This window comes from Streptomyces sp. NBC_00986 (assembly GCF_045162565.1).
Classification (GTDB): Bacteria; Actinomycetota; Actinomycetes; order Streptomycetales; family Streptomycetaceae; genus Streptomyces.
Genome location: NZ_CP108733.1, coordinates 3,802,275 through 3,822,668, shown reverse-complemented (window position 1 = coordinate 3,822,668; position 20,394 = coordinate 3,802,275). Strand labels below are relative to the sequence as shown.

The following is a 20,394-nucleotide window of genomic DNA, read 5'->3' as shown; positions in this document are numbered from 1 at the left end:
GCTTCCTACTGTCGTGGCATGCAGATAGGAATTCTCGGCACGGGCGGGATGGCGGACGCGCTGGGCGCGCAGTGGATCCGGGCCGGACACGAAGTGCTGTTCGGCGGACGGGACTTGGGCCGGGCGGAGGCACTGGCCCGGCGACGGGGAGGCCTCTCCGGCAGCCTCCGCGAGGCCGCCGACTTCGGCACCGGCGCCGTACTGGTCGCGTTGCCGTGGGACGTCGCGACGGAAGTGGCCCGGCAACTCCCCTTGGTCGGAAGGGTGTTGATCGACTGCACGAACCCCGTCGGCGCCGGTTTCCGACTGCTCACCGCGGGTGGCCCCTCCGTCGCTGAGCAACTCGCCGCCGCCGCGGGCCCCGAGGCGCGCGTCGTCAAGGCGTTCAACCTCTGCCACGAGGACGTCTGGCGGCTGACACCGCCGGTGTTCGACGGTCGCCCGCTGGGTGTTCCGCTGAGCGGGGACGACGTCGAAGCCCTTGCGGTCGTAGGGCAGTTGGTGCGGGATGTGGGGTGCGAGCCGTTCGGGGCAGGGGAGTTGGAGCAGGGTGCGGGGCTGCTGGAGGCGACCGCCGCGCTGCTGATCCGGCTGTGGGTGGGGGAGGGGGTGGACGCTCGATCCATCGCCCCGCCAAGGGAGTTGGCGGGGCCACTGGGGTCCCCTCTCAGCCCTTCTTCCTGAGCCCGCAGAGCACGTCGACCCGGTTGGTGGTGATCGAGTCGACGCCCATGTCGAGGAGGCGGCGCATCGAGCGTCGGGTGTCCGGGGTCCAGACGGAGAGGAGGTAGCCCTCGCGGTGGACGTGGGCGGCGAGATCCCGATCGACCAGCGTGAAGCGGTAGTTGAGCCAGCGCGGCCGTACCGCTTCGAGCACCGCGGGGCGCGGGGGAGCGAGCGAGGTCCAGGTCATGGCGATCTCGGCGGACGGGTCGGTCGCGCGGACGGCGAGCATGGCGTCGGCGCCCGCGCAGTAGTACACCCGGTCCTCCGCCCCGTACTCGCGGATCTCGTCCACGATCCGGCGCACGGCCCGCGGGTCGGCGGGGCCGGGCAGGTCGACCATCACCCGGCTGCCCTCGGTCGCGGCCAGCGCCTCGACCAGCGTCGGCACCCGGCCGTCCGTGAGCCCGCGCACCTCGTCCACCGACAGCGACTTCAGCGGCCGGTCCAGTTCCCACAGCCGTTTCAGCGTCTCGTCGTGCAGCAGCACGGGGACGCCGTCACGGGTCAGCCGTACGTCGAACTCGACGGCGTCCGCGCCCTGGTCGAGCGCGGAACGCAGCGAGTCGATGGTGTTCTCGCGGACACGGTAGGGGTCGCCGCGATGGCCCACGGCGGTCACGTTCTGCATGGGCCCATTCTGCTGGTTGTCAGGACGCGCCGGTTGTCAGGGGGCGAGCCACGTCGAGGTGTAGGTGTCGATCTCGTCGTTGATACGGGCCTTGCCCGCCGGGTCCAGGAAGGAGGCCTCTACGGCGTTCTTCGCGAGGTCGGCGACACCGCGTTCGTCGAGGTCGAGGAGGCGGGCGGCGACCGCGTACTCGTTGTTGAGGTCGGTGCCGAACATCGGCGGGTCGTCGGAGTTGATCGTGACGACGACCCCGGCGCTGACGAACTCCTTGATCGGGTGCTCGTCGAGCGTGCGGACCGCGCGGGTGGCGATGTTGGAGGTCGGGCAGACCTCCAGCGCGATGCCGTGCTCGGCGAGATGCGCGAGCAGCCTCGGGTCCTGGGCGGAGGTGGTGCCGTGACCGATGCGCTCGGCGCGCAGGTCGTTCAGGGCGTCCCAGACCGTCGCGGGGCCGGTGGTCTCACCGGCGTGCGGCACGGAGTGCAGACCGGCGGCGATGGCCCGGTCGAAGTACGGCTTGAACTGCGGCCGCGGCACCCCGATCTCCGGGCCGCCGAGCCCGAACGACACGAGCCCCTCCGGCCGTACCCGGTCCTCGGTGGCGAGCCGCGCGGTCTCCTCGGCGGCTTCGAGCCCCGCCTCACCGGGAATGTCGAAGCACCACCGCAGCACGGTCCCGAACTCCGCCTCCGCCGCCTTGCGGGCGTCCTCGATCGCGTCCATGAAGGCCCGCTCGTCGATCCCGCGCCGGGTCGACGAGAACGGCGTGATGGTCAACTCGGCGTACCGCACCTGCTGCCGGGCCATGTCCCGGGCGACCTCGTAGGTCAGCAGCCGTACGTCCTCGGGCGTGCGGATCAGATCTACGACGGACAGGTACACGTCGATGAAGTGCGCGAAGTCCGTGAAGCTGAAGTAGTCGACCAGGGCCTCGGGGTCGGTGGGCACCCTGGAGTCGGAGTGCCGGGCGGCCAGCTCCGAGACGATCCGCGGGGAGGCGGAGCCGACGTGATGGACATGCAGCTCGGCCTTCGGCAGCCCGGCGATAAAGGCATGCAGGTCACGGGCCTGACCGGCGGCGGGTACGGCGCTGTGGTCGGAGCTCTGGTCGGACAAGGTTCCTCCCCGGAACGGCGTCCCGGGCAGTGCCGTGCGGGACGCGGATGATCGGCTGATCGATGACTCGGGATCATCGTAGGCCGGGGTGGGCAGGGGTGCGGTTGCGAGGGGGACGGGGGGCTTGGGTTTGTTGTGGGGTGCGGGTTCGTGGGGGCTGGTCGCGCAGTTCCCCGCGCCCCTGAGGGGGTCGGGGTGGGCCGGGTCTGGGGTGGCGAGGGCGCCGGTGTCTGGTGGGTGGGTCGGGGTCGTGGCGGTACGGCGAGCCCGCCGCTTGCGGGGCCCTTCGGTTTTGCTACCACGGTTGAGCGGGTTGGTGCCGGGTACGCGGCGGGCTGCGCCGTACCGCCACGACCCACTCCCGTCTCGTCGGCGGCTGTCGGCTCATGGTCCATCCCGGCCCATTCCAGGCGGGGATACGCGATCTAGGGTGCGGCGGTGGCTCGACGAGCATGAGCGGAGCCTGTACCCCTGGTGCCGGTGGCGGGGCACCTCGGTGGGTGAGGTGCCCACGATCAGGGGCACGGGCACACCCGCAGCGGGGCGAATGCGGGCCGGCTGCCGTGGCTGTGAGGCGCGGCTCCTGCCTGGGCGGGGTCGGGCCCGGGGCCGTCGGGCTGGGGGCGGAGTTGTACAAGGGGTCGGAGTCCGTGGTGCCGTCCATGGTGTCCGGTGATGCCGACGGCATCCGGGCCAGCCCACGTGGCGGAGCTGGGCCGGGGACGCTCTAGCATGGTCGGTCTGACGATCGACCGACGGGGACGGGGACACGACGTGGGGGACCAGACACAGCCGGACGGCGGCGCGGGAGCGAACCGCGATCCGTGGGCACCGCCGGAGAGCAAGCCGTCGCTGGAGAAGAACGTGCCGCAGCAGCCGGCGCCGGGACAGCAGCCCGCCCCCGGGCAGTGGGCCGCTCCGCAGGACCAGCAGCCTCCGCCGCAGTCGCCGTCCGTGCACAGCCAGGCCACGGTGACCGCCATGCCGTCCGACGGCTTCGCCCCGCCTGCTTCCACCGCCCCCGCGCCCGGCGCCCCCGCCTACGGCCCACCCGGCACACCCCCGGGCCTCCCCGCCTACGGCGCTCCCGGCTACGGCCAGCCCAACACCCCCGGCGGCTACGCCCAGCCCGGCCCACCGAACGGCCCCGGCCCGGGAATGCCCGGCGGCCCGGGAATGCCGGGCGCCCCCGGCATGTCCAACGGCTACGGATACCCCGGTTACCCGCAGGGCTACGGCTGGCCCGGTATGCCGATGGCCCCGCAGAACAACATGGGCACCGCGGCGATGGTGCTGGGCATCCTGTCCTGCTGCCTGTTCTGCTTCTACGGCGTCGTCTCCCTCGGCCTCGGCATCGCCGCGATCATCCTCGGCGTCAAGGGCAAGAGGCGGGCCGACCGGGGCGAGGCCACGAACCGCGGTCAGGCCCAGGCGGGTTTCATCACCGGCATCATCGGGACCGTCCTGGGGGTCATCACGGCCGCCGCGATGATCGCCACCATCGTGTACGCCATCAACCACGGAGACAGCACCGACACCTCGGACACGGACCCCTTCTACAACTCGGCCCCCAGCCTGACGGCCCCGGCCCTGCCCCAGACCTGACCCCGCCCCGGCAGAAGCCCCACCTCACACCCACGGCAACCGAGCCGCACTCACTCCACCGCGGGCGTGCCCGTGCCCGTGATCATGGGCACGTCTCCCACCCGGGTGCCCCGTCCCCTTCGAGCCTCCGCCGCACTTAGGGGTACAGGCGACCGCCCCAGCTCCAACTTGTCCGGATCACCATTCCGGCAACCCCACCCGGAACCGGCCGGGATGGTCCACGAGCCCGTAGCCGCCGACGAGACGGGAGTGGGTCGTGGCGGTACGGCGCAGCCCGCCGCGTACCCGGCACCAACCCGCTCAACCGTGGTAGCAAAACCGAAGGGCCCCGCAAGCGGCGGGCTCGCCGTACCGCCACGACCCCGACCCACCCACCAGACACCGGCGCCCTCGCCACCCCAGACCCGGCCCACCCCGACCCCCTCAGGGGCGCGGGGAACTGCGCGACCAGCCCCCACGCACCCGCACCCGGCAACGAGCCCAACCCACCCACCACCGGCATCCCGCTGACCGTGCCGACCAGCCCAGCCCAGCCCAGTCCGGCCCCCGCCCAAGCCCTGGCGCCGCGCAGCGCCCGTCACACCTCCCGCAACCGCCCCCGCGCCACCATCAACGCGAAGCCCAACAAATTCGGCCCCCGCCACCGCTCGGGATCCCCCGCCGCCGCATCATCCGCAGCCAGCCCGATCCCCCAGACCCGGTCGACGGGACTCGCCTCCACCAGTACCCGATCCCCCGTGCCCAGCAGAAACGCCCGCATCTCCGCATCCCCCGTGAACTTGTGGACGCTCCCCTCCACGACGATCCCGAACCGCTCCCGCGCCCAGATCTCCTCGTCGAACCCCCGCACCAGCCGCCCCGCCGTCTTGGCCTGGGACGGATGCCCCGCGGCCAGCACCCGCGCGAGGGCCTCCTCGTCGCCGAAGAGCCGCGCTTTCCCCGCCATCATCCAGTGCTCGGCGGTCGCATACGGCACCCCGTCCACAATGAACGGCGACGGCCACCACTGGCTCAGACAGCTCGCGCCCACGCGGCCGTCCGGGCGCGGCCGGTGACCCCAGAAGTGCAGGTACTTGACCCTCGTCCCGGCCCGCACTTCCCTGATCAGGGCTTCCTGCGAGTCGATCTTCTCCACGGCCCCCGCCGCGAGCTTCCCCGTGATCCTGTCCATACACGCGAGTCTTGCAGGCACCACTGACACTCCGTCCCCCCTTTTCCATGAGGACTCGACACCTGGTCGACAGATTCCGTCGCGTAACCAAAAGGCAACAACGGAATCACTTGTTGGAGTCCCTTTGCTCTGTCAGGATCGGCATTCAAATCGAGCTGGAGCTACGCCACCCGCCAGCGGACGAAGCGGGGCGAAGGCGGAGGAGAGCGACATGCACAACCCGGGCAGCGTCACCCCGGAACGATTCCCCGCACAGGAGTACTTCGCGGACGGCGCGCAGTTCATCGCGGGCCGCCTGACGAAGGGCACCTCGGGCCACACCCACGCCGTCGTCGACCCGGCCACCGGCGAGGACGTCTACACGTACGAGCTGGCCGGTACGGACGACGTGGACGCCGCCGTGGCAGCCGCGCGCGCCGCGTTCCCCGGCTGGTCGGGCGCCACACCCGGCGAGCGCTCCGACGCGCTGCACCGTTTCGCCGCCGTGCTCGCCGAGCGCGCGGACGACTTCGCCCGCGCCGAGTCCCTCCAGTGCGGCAAGCCCCTCAAGCTGACCCGCGAGTTCGACGTCCCGGGGACCATCGACAACACGGCTTTCTTCGCCGGTGCCGCACGGCATCTGCAGGGGCAGTCCGCCGGTGAGTACTCCGGCGACCACACCTCGTACGTACGCCGGGAACCCATCGGTGTCGTCGGCTCCATCGCGCCCTGGAACTATCCCCTCCAGATGGCCGCCTGGAAGATCCTCCCGGCGATCGCCGCGGGCAACACGATCGTGCTGAAGCCCGCCGAGCTGACCCCGCTCACCTCGCTGATGTTCGCCCAGGCCGCCACCGAGGCCGGCATCCCGGACGGTGTCATCAACATCATCACCGGCGCGGGGAAGGTCGCCGGTGAGCATCTCGTCGGTCATCCCGACGTGGCCATGACCTCCTTCACCGGGTCCACCGCCGTCGGCAAGCGCGTCGCCGAGATCGCGACCGCCACCGTCAAGCGCCTCCACCTGGAGCTGGGCGGCAAGGCACCCTTCGTGGTCTTCGACGACGCCGATCTCGAAGCCGCGGTCAACGGAGCCGTCGCCGGTTCGCTCATCAACACCGGGCAGGACTGCACGGCCGCCACGCGCGCGTACGTGCAGCGGCCCCTCTACGACGCGTTCGTCCAGAAGACGGCCGCCCTCATGGCGAGCGTCCGGGTCGGCGACCCCTTCGCCCCGGGCACCGACCTCGGGCCGCTGATCTCGCACGTCCAGCGCGACCGCGTCGCCGCCTTCGTCGACCGGGCGCGTGACTACGCGCGCGTGGTGACCGGCGGCGAGGCTCCTCAGGGAGATCTCAAGAACGGCGCGTACTATCGCCCCACCCTGGTCGCGGACGCCGCCCAGGACAGCGAGATCGTGCAGTCGGAGCTCTTCGGCCCGGTGCTCGTGGTGCTCCCCTTCGACAGCGACGACGAAGGCATCGCGCTCGCCAACGACACCCCGTACGGCCTCGCGGCCTCCGCGTGGAGCCGGGACGTCTACCGGGCCAACCGCGCCACCCGCGAGATCAAGGCGGGCTGCGTGTGGATCAACGACCACATCCCGATCATCAGCGAGATGCCCCACGGCGGATACAAGGCGTCCGGCTTCGGCAAGGACATGTCCGCCTACTCGTTCGAGGAGTACACCCAGATCAAGCACGTCATGTTCGACAACACCGCGGTCGCCAGGAAGGACTGGCACCGCACGATCTTCGGGGACCGACCGTAGCCGCCACCCGGCGGTGGCCGGATATCAACACAGTCGGCTGCCGCCGGGTGTGAACGGGCCGCCCGACCGCGGCCACCCGCCCAGTCTCCCTTGAGTTCAGAGAAAGGCCGGATCGGTGACCGACTCCAGCTCGTTCGACCCCGCGCGCTTCATCAACCGCACCCGCCTCGCCTCCACCGCCGCCGCCCTGAGCCGTCGGCAGCTGCTGCGCGGCGCGGTCGCCGGAGGCCTCGTCGTGTCCGGTGCCGCCGCTCTGTCGGGCTGCGGAGTGCCGGGAGCCGCCTCCGCCAGTGACAAGGTGAAGATCGGCCGGGCCGCCAAGGACCACTCGGACACCGAGAAGAAGCTGGTCTGGGCGAACTGGCCCGCGTACATCGACGTGGACGACAAGGACCCGAACAAGCGGCCCACCCTGGACGCCTTCGAGAAGCAGACCGGTATCGCGGTCAAGTACCTGGAAGTCGTCAACGACAACAACGACTGGTACACGAAGATCGACCCGTCACTGGTCAAGGGCGTCGACACCGGCTACGACCTCATGGTCGTCAGCGACTACATGCTCCCCAAGTACCGCAAGTACAACTACATCCAGAAGCTCGACCTGGCGAACATCCCCAACCACAAGAACATGCTCCCGGACGTCCTGCGCTCCAGCGAGGACCCGGGCCGCCTCTTCTCCGTGCCGTGGGCGTACGGCTACACGACCATCGCGTACAACAGCGACCTGGTGAAGAAGCCGATCACCTCGTGGGCCGACCTGTTCACGCGCTCCGACCTCAAGGGCAAGGTGGCGATGTTCTCCGAGATGGAGGACACCATCGGCGCCGCGCTGCTCGCGACCGGCCACAACCCCGCGAAGTTCACCGACGCGCAGTTCAACGAAGCCCTGGACTACGTGCGGAAGGCCAAGAACACCGGCCAGTTCCGCTCCTTCACCGGCAACGACTACCTGAGCGACTTCCAGCAGGGCAACACCGCCGTCACCATGGCCTACTCGGGCGACGTGGCGCAGCTCGGCAAGAAGAACCTGGTCACCGTGGACCTGCCGAGGGAGGGCCTCGTCTCCTGGTCGGACAACCTCGTCATCCCCAACTACGCGCGGCACAAGAAGAACGCCGAGCTGCTGATCAACTACTACCTCCAGCCCGCCGTGGCCGCCACCCTCGACGACTGGATCGAGTACGTCCCCAGCGTCAGCGGCGCCGTCGAAGAACTGAAGAAGATCGACCCGGACGCCGTCGAGATCCCCCTGATCGTCCCCACCGACGCGATGCGCAAGAAGTCGTACGGCTTCATGTCCCTGGAACTCTCCCGACTGGACGACTACGTCAGCCGCTTCCAGCAGGTCACGGGTCAGTAGCACGCACCGTACGGGCCACGCGCCGTACGGACCACCACAGCGCATCAGCGACGAGAAGCACAGCGAAGGAGAGGCTCGGATGAGCACTCAAGACGTGGCCGGCCGCAGCGAGGGCGGGGACCTCCGCCTGGCCGGTCTGACCAAGCGGTTCGGATCCTTCACCGCGGTCGACAACCTCGAACTCACCATCCCCCAGGGCTCCTTCTTCGCTCTGCTCGGTGCCTCCGGCTGCGGGAAGACCACCACCCTGCGGATGGTCTCCGGCCTGGAGGCGCCCAGCGCGGGGAAGATCTTCCTCGGCGACGAGGACGTCACCGGCCGCAGGCCCTACCGGCGGCCGGTCAACACGGTCTTCCAGAACTACGCGCTCTTCCCGCACCTCGACATCTTCGAGAACGTCGCCTTCGGCCTGCGCCGGCGTGGCGTCAAGGACGTGAAGAAGCAGGTCGAGTCGATGCTCGACCTCGTCGAACTCGGCCACCTCGCGCGCCGCAGGCCCACCCAGCTCTCCGGCGGCCAGCAGCAGCGCATCGCGCTGGCCCGCGCCCTCATCAACGAGCCCCAGGTGCTGCTCCTGGACGAGCCGCTCGGCGCCCTCGACCTCAAACTGCGCCGCCAGATGCAGATCGAGCTGAAGCGCATCCAGCTGGAGGTCGGCCTGACGTTCGTGCACGTCACCCACGACCAGGAGGAGGCCATGACCATGGCCGACACCATCGCGGTGATGAACCAGGGCCGCATCGAGCAGATGGGCAGCCCCGAGGAGCTGTACGAGAACCCCGGCACGACCTTCGTCGCCAACTTCCTCGGCCAGTCCAACCTGATCCCCGGCACGATCGCCGGGACCAGCGGCGACACGGTCGGTGTGACGGCGCACGGCCAGAAGCTCACGGTCCTCGCGAGCCGATGTCGGCCGACCTCCGGTCCGGTCATCCTCGGTGTGCGCCCGGAGAAGGTGCAGATCGTCGTGGCCGAGGCGGACGTCCCCGAGGGTGCCAACCGGCTCACGGGCGGTGTGGTCATCGACGCGTCGTTCATCGGCGTCTCCACGCAGTACCTGGTCAAGCTGCCGTCCGGCGAGGAGATCTCCGTCTTCGAGCAGAACACCGGCCGCGAGATCCAGCGCCCCGGCACCGAGGTCGTCGTCCACTGGGACCCCAGCCAGGGCTTCGGCCTCGACGGCACCCAGGACATCGAGGCGGGCGCCGACGTGGACGAGGAGAGCGCCGCATGACCACGACCCTGAGCGCGCCACCCGCCGCGCCCCCGGCGAAAGGCGGCCCGGACCGGCCCGACCGCCGCGCCACCCTCACGCCCTGGCTGCTTCTGCTGCCCGGCCTGCTCTGGCTGGTCGCCTTCTTCCTCGTGCCGATCCTCACCTCGGTCGGCGCCTCCGTGCAGACCGGCAGCGCCGACGAGGGCTACAAGCTCACGTGGCACTGGGGCAACTACGCGACCGCCATCTCGGACTACCTGCCGCAGTACGGCCACTCGCTGCTGTACTCGGTGCTCTGCACGATCTTCTGCCTGGCCCTGGGCTACCCGGTGGCGTACTTCATCGCCTTCAAGGGCGGCAGGTGGAAGACCCTGCTGATGGCACTGGTGATCGTGCCGTCCTTCACCAGCTTCCTGATCCGCACCATCGCCTGGAAGACGATCCTGGCCGACAACGGGCCGGTCACCACCACCCTCAAGGACCTGCACGTCCTCAAGGTGACGTCGGCCCTCGGCTGGACCGTCGGCGACCACGTCCTGGCCAGCCCGGCCGCCGTGGTGTGCGGCATGGTCTACAACTTCCTGCCGTTCATGATCCTCCCGCTGTACACCTCGCTGGAGAAGATCGACCCGCGGCTGCACGAGGCCGGCAGCGACCTGTACTGCAGCCCGTACACCACCTGGCGGCGCGTCACCCTGCCGCTGTCCATGCCCGGCGTGGTCGGCGGCACCCTGCTCACCTTCATCCCGGCGGTCGGTGACTACATCAACGCCCAGCTCCTGGGGAACCCCAACACCGGCGTCGTCGGCCAGAAGATCGAGAACCTCTTCCTGCGGCAGTCCTCGGGCTACCCGGTCGGCTCCGCGATCTCCGTGGTCCTCATGGTCGGCACGCTGATCCTGGTGATGATCTACATCCGCAAGGCCGGCACGGAGGACCTGATCTGATGACGAGAATCCTCACCTGGATCCGCGAGCACCTGCTGGCGGCCGTGACCGTCCTGGTCTTCGTCTTCATGCTCGCGCCCAACGCGATCATCCTGTGGATGTCGTTCAACAAGCCGGTCGGCAGGTTCAACTACACCTGGGAGCAGTTCTCCCTGGACGCGTGGAAGAACCCCTGCGCCAGCAACGACATGTGCCAGAGCCTGAGCCTGTCGGTGGAGATCGGCCTGGTCGCGACCGTGGTCTCCACGATCCTCGGCACGATGATCGCGTTCGCGATGGTCCGGCACCGCTTCCGCGCCCGCTCCGGCATCAACGGCCTGCTGTTCCTGCCGATGGCGGCCCCGGAAGTGGTCATGGGCGCCACCCTGACCGCGCTGTTCTTCAACACCATCGGCCCCGGCTCGCTGGGCTTCTGGACCATCACCATCGCCCACATCATGTTCTGCCTCAGCTATGTGGTGGTGACGGTGAAGTCCCGGCTCGCGGGCATGGACCCGACACTGGAGCGCGCCGCGCAGGACCTCTACGCCACTCCGACACAGACCTTCATGAAGGTCACCCTGCCGCTGGTCGCTCCCGGCATCGCCGCCGCCGCCCTGCTGTCCTTCGCCCTCTCGGTGGACGACTACATCATCACCGCGTTCACCGCGGGACAGCGGGAGACCTTCCCCATGTACATCTGGGGCTCCGTACAGCGCGCCTATCCCGCGCAGATCGACGTGATCGGTTCGATGATGCTGCTGGTGACCATGGCGGTCATCGCGCTCTCGCAGCTCCTGGGCCGAGCCCGTACAGCACGCCGCTGAACCAGCGGAAACACCGCATGAAAGCAGTGATAGCGATGAATCCAGCCCGCTCGCTCGCGGATGCGCAGCCGGTGCCCTTCTGGCTGGACGACCCGGGCAAACCCCACCCCCAGCCCGCGCTCACCGGCGCCGAGACCTGCGACCTGCTGGTCGTCGGCGGCGGGTACAGCGGACTGTGGACCGCGCTCATCGCCAAGGAGCGCGATCCGCAGCGGGACGTGGTGCTGGTGGAGGGCCGCGAGGTGGGCTGGGCCGCCTCGGGCCGCAACGGCGGTTTCTGCGCCGCCTCGCTCACCCACGGACTGTCCAACGGCCTCACCCGCTGGCCCGACGAGATCCACAAGCTGGAGGAGCTGGGCGCCCGCAACCTCGACGAGATCGAGAGCGCGGTCGCCCGCTACTCCCTGGACTGCGAGTTCGAGCGCACCGGCGAGATCGACGTCGCCACCGAACCGCACCAGGCCGAGGAACTCCATGACTGGTACGGCGAGTTGGAGAGCAAGGGCCTCGCCGACGGCACCGAGTTCCTGGACGCCGAGGCACTCCGCGAACAGGTCGCCTCCCCGACCTTCCTGGCCGGCCTCTACGACCGCCGCGGCGTCGCGATGCTCAACCCGGCCAAACTGGCCTGGGGGTTGAAGCGCGCCTGCCTCGGGCTCGGCGTCCGCGTCTACGAACACACCCCCGCCCTCGCCCTCAAGCCGCACGGCGCCGGCATGGCCGTACGCACCCCGTACGGCTCGGTCCGTGCCCGCCGGGTCGCGCTCGGCACCAACATCTTCCCGAACCTGGTCAAGCGGGTCCGCTCGTACACCGTCCCGGTCTACGACTACGCCCTGATGACCGAGCCGCTCTCCGCCGACCAGTTGGCGTCGATCGGCTGGAAGAACCGCCAGGGTCTCGGCGATTCGGCGAACCAGTTCCACTACTTCCGGCTCTCCGCCGACAACCGCATCCTGTGGGGCGGTTACGACGCGATCTATCCCTACGGCGGCCGGGTGCGCGCCGAGTACGACGACCGGCCGGAGACGTACGCCAAGCTCGCGGAGCACTTCTTCACCTGCTTCCCGCAGTTGGAGGGGCTGAACTTCTCGCACGCGTGGGGCGGCGCGATCGACACCTGCTCGCGCTTCTCGGCGTTCTTCGGCACCGCCCACCAGGGCAAGGTCGCGTACGCGGCGGGCTTCACCGGGCTCGGCGTCGGCGCGACCCGGTTCGGCGCGGACGTGATGCTGGACCTGCTCGCGGGGGAGCGGACCGAGCGCACCGAACTGGAGATGGTCCGCAAGAAGCCGCTGCCCTTCCCGCCCGAACCCTTCGCGTGGACCGGCATCGCGCTCACCAAGTGGTCGCTGGCCCGAGCGGACAACAACGGCGGCCGGCGCAACCTCTGGCTGAAGGCGATGGACACGCTGGGCCTCGGCTTCGACAGCTGAGCCCGCCTGCCCGACGGGTGTGATCCGGTTCACTCCTTCGGGGTGCCGGAACCCGCGTAATGCCTGGCGGAGACCTCCCTCTCTCCTGTGACGCGACCAGCGTCGACATGAGAAAGGGAGGTCTCCTCATGACTGGGGCGAAGACGGCCGTCGAGTGGCTGGCATCCGTGGCTCCGGATCCGGAGGCCTGCCGCTGGGAATGGGAGCGCAACCCCCTCGGGGTCGCGCTGCTGCCCGCCGGCAAGGCCTGGGACGTACTCATCCTGCCGGGTGAGCTCGGCTATCCCACGCTCGATGTGCTCACCAGGGTCATCGATCAACCGGGCCCGGTACTCGTCGACTTCGGCGACGCCCGGATGGGCTTCCTCGTACCGCCCGGCACCGCGACCCGCTGGCTGGGCACCGGCATCCGGACGGCCGGACTCGGCACCTGGATCGTCGTGCCGTACCCCGGCCGGTCGACCGGCGGAGTCCGCTGGCTGGTACCGCCGGACGGCTCCGGCACCCTCACCGACCCCGCACTCCTCGAACTAGCCATGCACGAGGCGGCGGCGGGCCTGGCCACGGAAGGGGAGGACGGGAGGACGGGTAACTGATCGAGGTCTTGACAAGCTAATTGGTCTGGACCAAATTGGGCGCGCTCCACCCCTCCAATTCCCCCATGCCCGGAGGCACTTGTGGACCGCACCAGACCCGTCCTGACCATGCTCACGGTCGCGGCCCTGGCCGTGTCCGGATTCACCGCGCTCTCGTCGGCCGCCCGTGCGGCCGACGCGGACCTGGCGAAGAACGGAGGCTTCGAAGCGGGCCTCGACAGTTGGTCCTGTACCGCGAACAGCGGTACGGCGGTCAAGTCGCCCGTGCACGGCGGCAGTTCGGCGTTGCAGGCGACCCCGGCCGGCAACGACTACGCCCAGTGCGCGCAGACGGTGACCGTGCAGCCCAACTCCCAGTACGCGCTCGCCGGTTACGTCCGCGGCAGCTACGTCTACCTCGGCGCGAGCGGCACCGGCACCACCGACGTCTCCACCTGGACCCAATCGGCCCCCGACTGGCAGCAGTTGACGACCAGCTTCCGTACCGGCCCGTCCACCACCAAGGTCACGATCTACACCCACGGCTGGTACGCCACCGGCGCCTACTACGCCGACGACATCTCCCTCATCGGCCCGGCAGGGACCGTAGGACAGCCGCCCGCCACCCCGACGGGCCTCGCCGCAGGCTCCGTGACGTCCTCCTCCGTCGCCCTGTCCTGGTCCGCCGTCACCGGCGCGACGAGCTACGCGATCTACCGCGACGGGGCCAAGGTCCAGACGGCGAGCGGCACTTCGGCCACCGTGAGCGGGCTGTCGGCCGCGACGGCGTACAGCTTCCAGGTCACCGCGGTGAACGACGCGGGCGAGTCCGCGAAGTCGACGGCGGTCACCGCGACGACGTCCACCGGCTCGGGCCCGACCTCCGGCCTGCCCACCCACGCCCTGGTCGGCTACCTCCACGCGAGCTTCGCCAACGGCTCCGGCTACACACGCCTGGCCGACGTCCCCGACAGCTGGGACGTCATCGACCTGGCCTTCGGCGAACCCACCTCCGCCACCTCGGGCGACATCCGCTTCAACCGCTGCCCGGTCAGCGAGTGCGCGAACGTCGAGAGCGACGCCGACTTCAAGGCGGCGATCAAGGCCAAACAGGCAGCGGGGAAGAAGGTGTTGATCTCCATAGGCGGCGCCAACGGCCAGGTCCAACTGACCACGACGGCGGCCCGCGACACCTTCGTCTCCTCGGTCTCGAACATCATCGACACCTACGGCCTCGACGGCCTGGACATCGACTTCGAGGGCCACTCCCTGTCGCTGGACGCGAGCGACACGAACTTCAAGAGCCCCACAACTCCCGTGGTGGTCAACCTGATCGCGGCCCTGAAGACCCTGAAGGCCAGGTACGGCTCGAAGTTCGTGCTGAGCATGGCGCCCGAGACGTTCTTCGTGCAGATGGGCTACCAGTTCTACGGCACCGGCAAGTTCGGCGGCCAGGACCCGAGGTGCGGGGCGTATCTGCCCGTCATCTACGCCCTGCGCGACGACCTCACCCTGCTGCACGTCCAGGACTACAACTCGGGCCCGATCATGGGCCTCGACAACCAGTACCACACCATGGGCGGCGCCGATTTCCACATCGCGATGACCGACATGCTGCTCACGGGCTTCCCGGTCGCGGGTGACACCACCAACATGTTCCCGGCCCTGCGCCCCGACCAGATCGCCATCGGCATGCCGGCGTCGGTCAACGCGGGCAACGGCTACGTCGCCCCGGCCGAGGTCACCAAGACCCTGGACTGCCTGACGAAGAAGGTGAGTTGCGGCTCGTACGCGACTCACGGCACCTGGCCGACCCTGCGCGGGCTGATGACGTGGTCGATCAACTGGGACCGGTACTCGAACTGGGAGTTCCAGAAGACGTTCGACGGCTACTTCGGCTGAGGGGCGTCCCGGAAACGGTCGAGGAAGAGCCGGAACGACGCGAGCAGCACCGTACCGAGGCACCAACTGGCCACGACGTCGAGTGGCCAGTGGTAGCCCCGGCGGACCAGCCCGAAGCTGACGGCGGCGACCAACAGGGCGCAGAGGATGACCAGTTCGCGCCGGGCGTACACCGTCCGGAGCCAAGGGAGGAGAAGCAGGGTCGAGGCGCCGTAGGCGATCATCGCGGTGGCGGTGTGGCCCGAGGGGTAGTAGCCGGTGCCGGGCGGGACCGCCGGGGTGCCGCCGCGGGCGATCAGTTCTTTGAGGGGGACGACGATCGCCGGGACCAGGGCCATCAGCACGGCCGCCGCGAGGGGCGGCAGCCACCACCGGTTTGTACCTGTGGCACGGGCGCGCCGGCCGACGTGGACGAGAACGACCACGAGGACAGGTACCGCGACCTGGATGTTGCCGAGGTCGGCGAGGAGTTCGGAGGCGCGGTCCGGGTGGACGAGGGCGCGGCTGAGGCGGGTGTCCAGACGGAGGAGGGGGCCGTCGGTCGCGACCTGCCAGGTGATCACCGCGAAGAGCAGCGCGGGAAGGGCGAGAAACAGCCAGAAAAAGGAGGTCGGCCGGCCCGGAACAGGGGGGGTAGTTCCGAGCCGGCCGTCCGGATCGGATGGTCGGCCGCCCCGGGGGGTTTGGGGCGGGCGACTGTCCGATCGGTGAGGAGATTCGGAGCCAGAGGCTCCTGTTGTGTGCGCGAGGGCACGACCAGGTCGAAGCTGGGGAGGCCCCGGCCTGAAATCGCCCACAGTCCCCTGTGGGCGGGGTGTATCTCTCATCTGGGTAGAACCTACGGCAGTGGCTGCGGGTACGACAGGCGGAATCGCGTCCCGTCATGCACCCCGCACACCTTCTTCACACGGCCCGACGCCCGCCGCCCCGGCCCGGGAATCGCTGTGGACGGTACGGGTGGGGCGGTTGAGGCGCATGAGGCTCAACTCCTGTGCGGGAGCTGGGAGTTGCGTGTGGCCGGGATGCACGGGCGGGGGTGGCTCAGATACGTGCGAACGCCTGCTCGATGATGTCGAGCCCCTCGCTCAGCAGATCGTCCCCGATGACCAGCGGGGGCAGGAAGCGCAGCACGTTGCCGTAGGTGCCACAGGTCAGGACCAGCAGCCCCTCCTGGTGGCACGCCTTGGCGAGCGCGGCCGTCGCCTCCGGGTTCGGCTCCTTGGTCGTACGGTCCTTGACGAGCTCGATGGCGATCATCGCGCCGCGTCCGCGCACGTCGCCGATGATGTCGAACTTCTCCGCCATGGCCCCGAGCCGGACCTTCATGACCGACTCGATGTTCTTGGCCTTGGCGTTGAGGTCCAGCTCCTTCATGGTCTCGATCGCGCCGAGCGCACCGGCGCAGGCGACGGGGTTGCCGCCGTAGGTCCCGCCGAGCCCACCGGCGTGCGCGGCGTCCATGATCTCGGCGCGCCCGGTGACGGCGGCGAGCGGCAGCCCGCCCGCGATCCCCTTCGCGGTCGTGATGAGATCCGGGACGACACCCTCGTCCTCACACGCGAACCACTGCCCCGTACGGCAGAACCCGGACTGGATCTCGTCGGCGACGAAGACGATCCCGTTGGCCTTGGCGAACTCGCTCAGCGCGGGCAGGAAGCCCTTCGCCGGCTCGATGAAGCCGCCCTCGCCGAGGACCGGCTCGATGATGATCGCGGCGACGTTGTCGGCGCCGATCTGCTTGTTGATCATGTCGATGGCCTGCGCGGAGGCCTCGGCACCGGCGTTGTCCGGACCGGTCGGCCAGCGGTAGCCGTAGGCGACCGGAACGCGGTAGACCTCCGGCGCGAACGGCCCGAAGCCGTTCTTGTACGGCATGTTCTTCGAGGTCAGCGCCATCGTGAGGTTGGTCCGGCCGTGGTACCCGTGGTCGAACACGACGACGGCCTGCCGCTTGGTGTACGCCCGCGCGATCTTCACGGCGTTCTCGACGGCCTCGGCGCCGGAGTTGAACAGCGCGGACTTCTTGGCGTGGTCACCGGGGGTCAGCTCGGCGAGCGCCTCGGCGACCTCGACGTAGCCCTCGTAGGGCGTGACCATGAAACAGGTGTGGGTGAAGTCGGCGAGCTGCGCGCTCGCCCGCCGTACTACGGCCTCGGCGGAGGCGCCGACGGACGTCACGGCGATACCGGAACCGAAGTCGATGAACCGGTTCCCGTCGACGTCCTCGATGATCCCGCCGCCGGCGCGCGCGGTGAACACGGGCAGCACGGAGCCCACACCGGCCGCGACCGCGGCGGTACGGCGGGCCTGCAGCTCCTGCGACTTCGGGCCGGGGATGGCGGTGAGAACGCGGCGCTCCTGCGGAACAGCGGTCATGAGGGGCTCCTGGGGTGGTGCGGACGCTTTTCTACTTTCTTCCTTTCTCGCAGGCTAGGGCGGGTGGCCGGGGGTGGGCATGCTCCATGTGGGCGGTGTCGGGGGCGGGGGTTGTCCGCCGTGGACAGTGCCGGTATCGCGAGGATCCATGCGGGCCCGGCCCGGTAAGCGGTGAACTCCCCTTGTGGGCGCGTTAGATTGACTCGCTGACGGTGTACGGAACGGCTGGTCAAGGGGCGAGGGCGAGGACGATGGACAGCGACGGGACGCGGGACGCGCGACACACACAGGCGAATCCTGTGCCGCGGCCTGCGCGGCCGCCGGAGGTGCCGGGCACGCCGCCGCGGCCTGCGCGGACACCGGACATGACGCCCGCGCCCGAACAGTCACCGCGGTTCGCCCCTGCCGTCGCCGAGTGGCTGAACGAACCCCGGCCGGCCGCCGCACCCGGCATCTGGCGCTACGGATACCGCCCGCCCAAGGCCGACCGCGCATCGACGCGGCTCTCCCCGGTCGCGATCCTCGGTCTGCTGGTCCCCCTGGTGGTGGCGCTGATCGTGTGGTCCTTCTGGCGCCACGGTGCCGTTCCGTACCAATGGGTCGTGCTCAAGCTGTTCACCCCGAACGACTGGTGGTGGGCCGGCACCACATCCCCCAAGAACTTCAGGGGCACCGAGGCCATCAGCGTCTACGACGGTGTCTTCTTCGCCCTGCTCGTCTACACCGTCATCCGGCTGGGCGGCTGGCTCGACGTCGCCCGCCATGTCGTCGGCAGTCGTCCGCAGCCGGCTCGCGCACTGCTGGCGGCCGTCGGCGGCCTTGTCACGCTGAGCTTCGTGTTCCCCAAGGCGTTCGGCGTCGGCTGGAACGCCCTGCCCGTGCAGGACCCGCTGTTCTCTCTCCTGACCCTGATCACCGGGGGCTACGAGATCTTCCAGTCGGTGCTGCTCATCGACTTCCTCTACGGCCTCATCACCGCCCTGGTCCTGTGGCCCTTCGCCCGCCTTGGCGGCTGGTGGGCACTCGCGAAGGAACGACTCGCCGCGCGCGCCGGCACGGGGGAGGACGGTGCCCAGCCGGTGCCCGCCGCGCTGCCGCCCGCCCAGTGGCCCGAGCTGCGCGAGGCGGGCCAGTACGAAGCGGCGGAACTCCTCACCGCCGAAGTGCTCACGGGCCGTATGAACGACGTGGACTGCGCCCGGATCGGGCACGCGTGGGAAACCGCCCGCAAGGAAGCGCAGTTGGCCGCCTTCAGCGACACGGTGCTGCGCAACGGGGCGGCGGCCTGGGTCCACCCGTCCGGTGCCCGGGAACTGCCCGGCCGTGCCGCATGCCACGACCTGCTGGACGGGCAGGTGCGCATCGGACAGTGGGCAACCGGGGAACGTACGCCGTCGGCCTACCGCGGTGCGGGCACGGCGCTCGGCCCCGATGCTCTCGGCACCTCGCTCCTCGTCGTGGGACCGTCCGGCTCAGGCAAGACCAGGCACGTGGTCGCCCCGGTCGTCGAGTCCCTCGCCCTTCGGGCGCTGACCGGGCAGTGCGCCGTCGTCGCGGTCTGCACGGCCGGCACCCCGCTCGGCCCGGACTCGGCGTACGACGTCGTGGTGCGGATCGGGGACCCCGCCTCCGTCTACGACCTGGATCCCTACGCCGACAGCGCCGACCCGGACGCGGCCGCCGCGTTCCTCGCCGAGGGACTGGTCGGAGACCTCGACACCGTCGGCGCCCAACGGGCCACGACCGCACTCGCCCAGCTGCTCGGGCCGTACCGGGCGGTGCACGGCACCTTCCCGTCCCTGCCCGTACTGAGGGAACTCCTGGAGGGCGAACCGTCGGCGCTCGACGCCCTGCGCCAGGCCCTGTCGGCGCCGGAGCACGCCGGTCTGCGCCGTGATCTCGACGCCCGGGCCCGTCAGAGCGGCGGGACCGCCGACCCCGGTCCGGTGCTCGCCGACCGGCTCGCGCTGCTGGACCGGCCCGTGTTCGCCGACTTCTTCGGCACCGGCGACGCGGCGGTCCGGCCGTTCTCGCTGCGAGCCGTCGCCCATCACCCCCTGCGGGTCCGCATCGACGTGCCGGCCCACGGGCACGAGGAGGCCTCCCGGCTGATCACCCGGCTGGTCCTGGCCCAGTTCGACCATGTCGTGCACGACGCCGGCCGCCGGCACTTCGCCTGTCTCGTCCTCGACGACGCGACCGGGACGGTGACCACCGAGTCCGTACGGCACATGCAGCGTCTGCGCTCGCAGAACGCGGGCGTACTCCTTGCCCTGCGCACCCTCGGCGACGTCCCCGAGGCGCTGCACGGGCCGCTGCACGGCGCGGTCGGCTGCCGGATGGCCTTCTCGGGTGTCACGACCTGGGACGGCAGCCGCTTCGCGCACGCCTGGGGCACGGAGTGGGTGGAGACCCGGGACGTGGCCCAGCACACCGTCTTCGCGGACCAGCCGATGACCCGGGCCATCCACGCCCTGCGCAAGCTGGTGACGGGCCGGGCGGTGACGACGGAGGCCGTGACCGTACGGCAGGTCGAGCGGGAGCGGTGGTCCGCGTCCCAGCTCGCGCACGAGGTGCCGCCGGGCCACGCGGTGCTGTCCCTCACGACGGTGGAGGGGAAGCACACTCCGCCATCACTGGTGGATCTGCGGTCCCCAGCCCGCTGAACCGGACATACAGGTACGCCCCCACCATACGGTGAGGCAGAATCGGCACAGGCAGTTCATACGCGACGGCCAAAAGATCGACATGATCGCCCGTTCTTCCTCCACCTGAAGGCA

General features: G+C 70.0%; 16 protein-coding genes. 11 read left to right on the top strand and 5 right to left on the bottom strand.

Annotated features, from left to right (window positions below; genetic code table 11):
• Positions 1-18 precede the first annotated feature (18 nt).
• Positions 19-684, top strand: a complete 666-nt coding sequence (locus OG504_RS16295) for an NADPH-dependent F420 reductase (protein WP_405990490.1) — start codon at positions 19-21, stop codon at positions 682-684.
• Here the strand turns inward: OG504_RS16295 and OG504_RS16290 are convergent.
• Positions 668-1,354, bottom strand: a complete 687-nt coding sequence (locus OG504_RS16290) for a glycerophosphodiester phosphodiesterase (RefSeq protein ID WP_405990489.1) — start codon at positions 1,352-1,354, stop codon at positions 668-670. The genes OG504_RS16295 and OG504_RS16290 overlap by 17 nt on opposite strands.
• A gap of 36 nt (positions 1,355-1,390) precedes the next feature.
• The gene (locus tag OG504_RS16285; RefSeq protein ID WP_405990488.1) at positions 1,391-2,470 is read right to left on the bottom strand and encodes an adenosine deaminase; all 1,080 of its coding nucleotides are present in this window, start codon (positions 2,468-2,470) and stop codon (positions 1,391-1,393) included.
• Between the two features lie 774 nt (positions 2,471-3,244).
• On the opposite strand from OG504_RS16285, the gene OG504_RS16280 reads away from it, so the two are divergent.
• A complete protein-coding gene (locus OG504_RS16280; RefSeq protein WP_405990487.1) occupies positions 3,245-4,075 on the top strand; it encodes a DUF4190 domain-containing protein in 831 nt (276 codons plus the stop codon).
• Between the two features lie 577 nt (positions 4,076-4,652).
• On the opposite strand, the gene OG504_RS16275 is transcribed toward OG504_RS16280, so the two are convergent.
• Positions 4,653-5,246, bottom strand: coding sequence for an NADAR family protein (locus tag OG504_RS16275; protein ID WP_405990486.1), 594 nt, complete (start codon positions 5,244-5,246; stop codon positions 4,653-4,655).
• A gap of 211 nt (positions 5,247-5,457) precedes the next feature.
• Here OG504_RS16275 and OG504_RS16270 point away from each other — a divergent pair, with 211 nt between their 5' ends.
• The 8 genes from OG504_RS16270 (at position 5,458) to OG504_RS16235 (ending at position 15,238) form a co-directional block, all read left to right on the top strand.
• Positions 5,458-6,996, top strand: a complete 1,539-nt coding sequence (locus OG504_RS16270; protein ID WP_405990485.1) for a gamma-aminobutyraldehyde dehydrogenase — start codon at positions 5,458-5,460, stop codon at positions 6,994-6,996.
• A 115-nt stretch (positions 6,997-7,111) separates the two neighbouring features.
• Positions 7,112-8,356 carry a PotD/PotF family extracellular solute-binding protein gene (locus tag OG504_RS16265; RefSeq protein ID WP_405990484.1) on the top strand — a complete coding sequence of 415 codons (1,245 nt, stop codon included), beginning with the start codon at positions 7,112-7,114 and terminating at the stop codon, positions 8,354-8,356.
• Between the two features lie 79 nt (positions 8,357-8,435).
• Complete coding sequence (locus OG504_RS16260; protein WP_405990483.1) at positions 8,436-9,590, top strand: ABC transporter ATP-binding protein; 1,155 nt, start codon at positions 8,436-8,438, stop codon at positions 9,588-9,590.
• Positions 9,587-10,519 (top strand): ABC transporter permease, encoded by a 933-nt coding sequence (locus OG504_RS16255; protein ID WP_405990482.1) that lies wholly within the window; start codon positions 9,587-9,589, stop codon positions 10,517-10,519. The genes OG504_RS16260 and OG504_RS16255 overlap by 4 nt, the downstream gene beginning before the upstream one ends.
• A complete protein-coding gene (locus OG504_RS16250) occupies positions 10,519-11,325 on the top strand; it encodes an ABC transporter permease (protein WP_405990481.1) in 807 nt (268 codons plus the stop codon). Before OG504_RS16255 ends, OG504_RS16250 begins: the two co-directional genes overlap by 1 nt.
• 17 nt (positions 11,326-11,342) lie before the next feature.
• Positions 11,343-12,761, top strand: a complete 1,419-nt coding sequence (locus tag OG504_RS16245) for an NAD(P)/FAD-dependent oxidoreductase (RefSeq protein WP_405990480.1) — start codon at positions 11,343-11,345, stop codon at positions 12,759-12,761.
• 128 nt (positions 12,762-12,889) lie between these two features.
• Positions 12,890-13,357 carry a hypothetical protein gene (locus OG504_RS16240; RefSeq protein ID WP_405990479.1) on the top strand — a complete coding sequence of 156 codons (468 nt, stop codon included), beginning with the start codon at positions 12,890-12,892 and terminating at the stop codon, positions 13,355-13,357.
• 108 nt (positions 13,358-13,465) lie between these two features.
• Positions 13,466-15,238 (top strand): chitinase, encoded by a 1,773-nt coding sequence (locus OG504_RS16235; RefSeq protein ID WP_405996348.1) that lies wholly within the window; start codon positions 13,466-13,468, stop codon positions 15,236-15,238.
• Here the strand turns inward: OG504_RS16235 and OG504_RS16230 are convergent.
• Both OG504_RS16230 and gabT read right to left on the bottom strand, forming a co-directional pair.
• A complete protein-coding gene (locus tag OG504_RS16230; protein ID WP_405990478.1) occupies positions 15,226-15,801 on the bottom strand; it encodes a phosphatase PAP2 family protein in 576 nt (191 codons plus the stop codon). The genes OG504_RS16235 and OG504_RS16230 overlap by 13 nt on opposite strands.
• Before the next feature lie 478 nt (positions 15,802-16,279).
• A complete protein-coding gene (gene gabT / locus OG504_RS16225) occupies positions 16,280-17,614 on the bottom strand; it encodes a 4-aminobutyrate--2-oxoglutarate transaminase (protein WP_405990477.1) in 1,335 nt (444 codons plus the stop codon).
• Between the two features lie 251 nt (positions 17,615-17,865).
• Here gabT and OG504_RS16220 point away from each other — a divergent pair, with 251 nt between their 5' ends.
• Positions 17,866-20,280 (top strand): ATP/GTP-binding protein, encoded by a 2,415-nt coding sequence (locus OG504_RS16220; RefSeq protein ID WP_405990476.1) that lies wholly within the window; start codon positions 17,866-17,868, stop codon positions 20,278-20,280.
• The last annotated feature ends 114 nt before the right edge of the window (positions 20,281-20,394 follow it).